The organism is Actinomadura bangladeshensis (assembly GCF_004348335.1).
GTDB lineage: Bacteria > Actinomycetota > Actinomycetes > Streptosporangiales > Streptosporangiaceae > Spirillospora > Spirillospora bangladeshensis.
Genome location: NZ_SMJW01000405.1, coordinates 1 through 4,527, shown reverse-complemented (window position 1 = coordinate 4,527; position 4,527 = coordinate 1). Strand labels below are relative to the sequence as shown.

At 71.2% G+C, this 4,527-nt stretch carries 4 protein-coding genes; 1 reads left to right on the top strand and 3 read right to left on the bottom strand.

Annotated features, from left to right (window positions below):
* Positions 1-9: 9 nt before the first annotated feature.
* The 3 genes from pruA to E1284_RS38685 all read right to left on the bottom strand — a co-directional run bounded on the left by pruA (position 10) and on the right by E1284_RS38685 (position 3,154).
* The gene (pruA, locus tag E1284_RS38695; RefSeq protein ID WP_131945105.1) at positions 10-1,641 is read right to left on the bottom strand and encodes an L-glutamate gamma-semialdehyde dehydrogenase; all 1,632 of its coding nucleotides are present in this window, start codon (positions 1,639-1,641) and stop codon (positions 10-12) included.
* A gap of 337 nt (positions 1,642-1,978) precedes the next feature.
* Positions 1,979-2,482: a DUF6912 family protein gene (locus tag E1284_RS38690; RefSeq protein WP_131945104.1), complete on the bottom strand. Its 504-nt coding sequence runs from the start codon at positions 2,480-2,482 to the stop codon at positions 1,979-1,981.
* A 24-nt stretch (positions 2,483-2,506) separates the two neighbouring features.
* On the bottom strand, positions 2,507-3,154 hold the full coding sequence (locus E1284_RS38685; protein ID WP_243715005.1) for an HAD family hydrolase: 648 nt from the start codon (positions 3,152-3,154) through the stop codon (positions 2,507-2,509).
* Between the two features lie 61 nt (positions 3,155-3,215).
* Between E1284_RS38685 and E1284_RS38680 the strand changes: the two genes are divergently transcribed.
* A complete protein-coding gene (locus E1284_RS38680) occupies positions 3,216-4,412 on the top strand; it encodes an acyl-CoA dehydrogenase family protein (RefSeq protein ID WP_131945102.1) in 1,197 nt (398 codons plus the stop codon).
* Positions 4,413-4,527 lie beyond the last annotated feature (115 nt).

The window sequence follows — 4,527 nt, the reverse complement described above, 5'->3', positions numbered from 1 at the left end:
GGGACGGCGTCAGGGGCCCATGTGGGGGTAGCGGTGGTCGGTCGGCGGGACGAAGGTCTCCTTGATGGAGCGGACGCTCGTCCAGCGGGTGAGGTTGAAGATGGAGCCGGCCTTGTCGTTGGTCCCGGAGGCGCGGGCGCCGCCGAAGGGCTGCTGGCCCACGATCGAGCCGGTCGGCTTGTCGTTGATGTAGAAGTTCCCGGCGGCGAACCGGAGCTTCTCGGTGGCCTCGGCGACGGCCGCGCGGTCCTCGGCGATGATCGCGCCGGTGAGACCGTACTCGGAGACGCCCTCCATCTGGGTGAGGACGGTGTCGTAGTCGCCGTCGTCGTAGACGTGCACGCCGAGGATCGGGCCGAAGTACTCACGGGTGAAGATCTCGTCGGTCGGGTCGGACGACTCCAGGACGGTCGGGCGGACGAAGTAGCCGCGCGAGTCGTCCAGTTCCCCGCCCGCAAGGATCTTCATGGTGTCGATGCCGCGGGCGCGCTCGACCGCCGCGCGGTGCTTGGCGAAGGCGCGGTCGTCGATGACGGCGCCCATGAACGTCGACAGGTCCTCGGCGACGTTGCCCATGGTCAGGGACTCGGTCTCGGCGCAGAAATCGTCCCGAATGCGGTCCCAGACGGAGCGCGGGATGTAGGCGCGGGACGCGGCGGAGCACTTCTGCCCCTGGTACTCGAACGCGCCGCGGACGAGCGCCGTCTTCAGCACGGCCGGGTCGGCGGACGGGTGCGCGACCACGAAGTCCTTGCCGCCGGTCTCGCCGACGATCCGCGGGTAGCCCTTGTATCCGCTGATGTTCTCGCCGATCGTCCGCCAGAGGGCCTGGAACGTGGCGGCCGACCCGGTGAAGTGCAGCCCGGCGAGGTCGGGATGCCGCAGCGCCACGTTGGAGACGGCCCGCCCGTTCCCGGTGACCATGTTGATCACACCGGGCGGCAGCCCTGCGGCCTCCAGCAGGCGCATCGTGAAGTGCGCGGCGAGCTGCTGCGTCGGCGACGGCTTCCAGACCACGACGTTGCCCATCAGGGCGGCCGAGGTCGGCAGGTTCCCGGCGATCGCGCTGAAGTTGAACGGGGTGATGGCGAGGACGAAGCCCTCCAGCGGCCGGTACTCCAGCCGGTTCCACACGCCCGGCGACGACAGCGGCTGCTGCTCGTGGATCTGCTGCGCGTACGCGACGTTGAACCGCCAGAAGTCGATCAGCTCGCAGGCGGCGTCGATCTCGGCCTGCTGTACCGACTTGGACTGGCCGAGGATCGTGGCGGCGTTCAGCGTGGCCCGCCACGGCCCGGCGAGCAGATCGGCGGCACGCAGGAAGATCGCGGCGCGGTCGTCGAACGCCATGGCCCGCCACGCGGGCGCGGCCTCCTCCGCCGCGATGACGGCCTCGGCGACGTCCGCCTCGGTGGCATCGCCCATGCGCCCGAGGACGTGCGCGCGGTTGTGCGGCTCCACCACGTCGATGGGCGTGCCCGCGCCCATGCGCCGCTCCCCGGCGATCGTCATCGCCAGCTCGGTCTGCGTCCCGCCGAGCTCCTTGATCCGCGCCTCCAGCGCGGCTCGCTCCGCGCTCCCCGGCGCATACCCCTTGACCGGCTCGTTCACCGGTACCGGCACGTTCGTGGCGGCGTCCATCTCACGGCTCCCTGCGCTCCGACGACGTTGTCGACCTGCCGGGCACCTACCCGCCCCGACCAAAAAATCGACTGATCGAAGAAGCCGACCAGTCCCCGGCCGGCAGATCCAGAGCAGCCCGCCCCTCCGCACCGTCCATGCTCCCCGCCGTCCAAGACCAGCGGCGTCACCACCGGCACCGCCCGAAGCCGGGGCCATCCCCGTCCGCGACAACACCCGCGAACACCCAGAACAGCAACTCACACCGGAAAGCTGCCCTGGGCCACCGCGTCGTTCATGGTGTTCGGCGCGGCAGCGGACAGGATCCCGGCGTTCGTGGTGCGTTCGAGATGAAGGGTCAGGAGAGGAGGTCTGGGAGTTCTTGGGTGGCGTACCAGAGGAGGTCGTGGCCTTCGGCACCGTCTACGGTGAAGCGGGCGTCTTCGTCGCCGCCGTCGGCGGCGGCCAGGGCTTCCACCGCGGCGGTGATGTCGGGGGCGGCGTCCGGGTCGTCCACGTGGCCGGAGGCGATCTTCTTCCACGGGACGGTCGTGGAGAGTTCGACCAGGGCGCGGTCGCCGTTGGCCAGGTCCGTGTTGGACCAGGCGATGGCGGTGTCGGGCACCTCGGCGGCCAGGACGACGCGGCGGCGCGGGGCGGACGGGTCGGCGGCGAGGAGGCGGAGGGAGGCGCGGGCGGCGGCGGACATCGCCGCGTACTCCAGCTCCTCCAGGTCGCCGCTCGCGTACCACTCGCGGAGCGCGGGCGTGACCGCGTGGGCGGCGAGCGGCGCGGGGCCGATCTCGCGCGCGGCGTGGACGCCGGCGAGGAGCGGCAGCGTGGACGGCAGGTAGACGCGCATGACGATCAGCAGTCTGCCAGAACGTCAGGGCAGGAGGTTCAGGGCGCGCAGTTCCGCGATCGTGGTGTCGGGGGCGGTGTGGTGGATGCCGCGGATGCCGAGGGCCTCGGCGGCCCGGATGTTGTGCTCGATGTCGTCGATGAAGACGCATTCGGCGGCGTCCAGGCCGAGCAGGTCGAGGGCGTGCCGGAAGATCCGCTCGTCGGGCTTGCGCATGCCGACCTCGGCGGAGATGACGACGGCGTCGAACAGGTCGGCGAACAGGTCGCGCGGGTACTCGTTGCCCCACGAGTTGGACAGCAGCGCGGTGCGGGTCCCGGCGGTGCGGGCGGCGCGCAGCGCGGCGTACATCGGCTCGACCGGGGTGAACGCGCCGAACATGCGGGCGATGAGGCCCGCGGCCTCGACCGGGCCGCCGTCGACGGTGAGCAGTTCGGCGGCGAGGAGGCGCTCGAACTCGGCCGCGTCGAGGGAGCCGTCCTCGAGCCCGTGGATCGGGTTCGTCCCGGCGCCGTCGTAGGCCTGCTTCACCCAGGCGCGCATGACGTTCTTGTAGTGCTCGGCGTCGATGCGGTCGGCGGCGAGCCAGACGGCGATGGCGTCGGCGAGGGGGGACGTCAGCACGCCGCCCCAGTCGGTGATGACGGCTTTGACCGGTTCTTCGGAGGGCACGGCCCGATGGTAGGCGATCCCGGCCCCGCCGACCGAATTCTGTTCTGCCAGAATGCGCGGCATGGACTTCGAACTCAGCCCGAAGGCACGCGAGTACCAGGAACGCCTCCAGGAGTTCATGGACGGGTTCGTCTACCCGGCCGAGCCGGTGTACGCGGCGTGGCGTGCGGAGAACGACCCGCACGCGCTGCCCCCGGTCGTCGAGGAGCTGAAGGCCGAGGCGCGCAAGCGCGGGCTGTGGAACCTGTTCCTGCCGGACGTGTCCGGGCTGACGAACCTGGACTACGCGACGCTCGCCGAGCTGACCGGGCGGTCGCCCGACCTCGCGCCGGAGGCGGTCAACTGCGCCGCCCCCGACACCGGGAACATGGAAGTCCTGCACATGTTCGGGACGGACGAGCAGAAGCGGCGGTGGCTGGAGCCGCTGCTGAACGGCGAGATCCGCAGCGCGTTCGCGATGACCGAGCCCGAGGTCGCCTCCTCCGACGCCACCAACATCACGACCTCGATCGTCCGGGACGGCGACGAGTACGTGATCAACGGCCGCAAGTGGTTCATCACCGGCGCCGCCGACGAGCGCTGCAAGATCTTCATCGTGATGGGCAAGACCGACCCGGACGGGCCCGTCCACCGGCAGCAGTCGCAGGTGCTCGTGCCCCGCGACACCCCGGGGCTGCACATCGTCCGGCATCTGCCGGTGTTCGGCTACCAGGACCAGCACGGCCACTCGGAGATCCTGTTCGAGGACGTCCGGGTGCCGGTGTCCAACCTGATCGCCGACGAGGGCGACGGGTTCATGATCGCGCAGGCGCGGCTCGGCCCCGGCCGCATCCACCACGCCATGCGGGCGCTCGGTATGGCCGAGCGGGCGCTGGAGCTGATGTGCCGGCGCGCCGTCGACCGGGTCGCGTTCGGCGGCCCGCTCGCCAAGCAGGGCGTGGTCCGGCAGCAGATCGCCGAGTCGCGGATGGCGATCGAGCAGGCCCGCCTGCTCACCCTGAAGACCGCCTGGCTGATCGACGAGCACGGCTCCAAGGGCGCCCGCTCCGAGATCGCCGCGATCAAGGTGGTCGTGCCGCGGATCACCCACGAGGTGCTCGACCGCGCCATCCAGGTCCACGGCGGCGCCGGGGTGTCCGACGACACGCCGCTCGCCGCGATGTACGCCTGGGTCCGCGCCATGCGGATCTTCGACGGCCCGGACGAGGTGCACGTCCGCACCGTCGCCCGCCAGGAACTGCGCCGCTACGAGAGCTGACCCCGCCCCGGCGGGACGTGTCCGTGATCATGCGATCGATGCGGGGACGATCGCATGATCACGGATCCCCCAACCGGCCGGCGTCTCCCCCGCCGGTCCGTCTCCCCCGGTCCAC

What these genes read in the sequence shown, in the direction of transcription:
- pruA (WP_131945105.1), bottom strand. Translation starts at nt 1,641, where the DNA reads ATGGACGCCGCCACGAACGTGCCGGTACCGGTGAACGAGCCGGTCAAG.
- E1284_RS38680 (WP_131945102.1), top strand. Translation starts at nt 3,216, where the DNA reads ATGGACTTCGAACTCAGCCCGAAGGCACGCGAGTACCAGGAACGCCTC.
- E1284_RS38690 (WP_131945104.1), bottom strand. Translation starts at nt 2,482, where the DNA reads ATGCGCGTCTACCTGCCGTCCACGCTGCCGCTCCTCGCCGGCGTCCAC.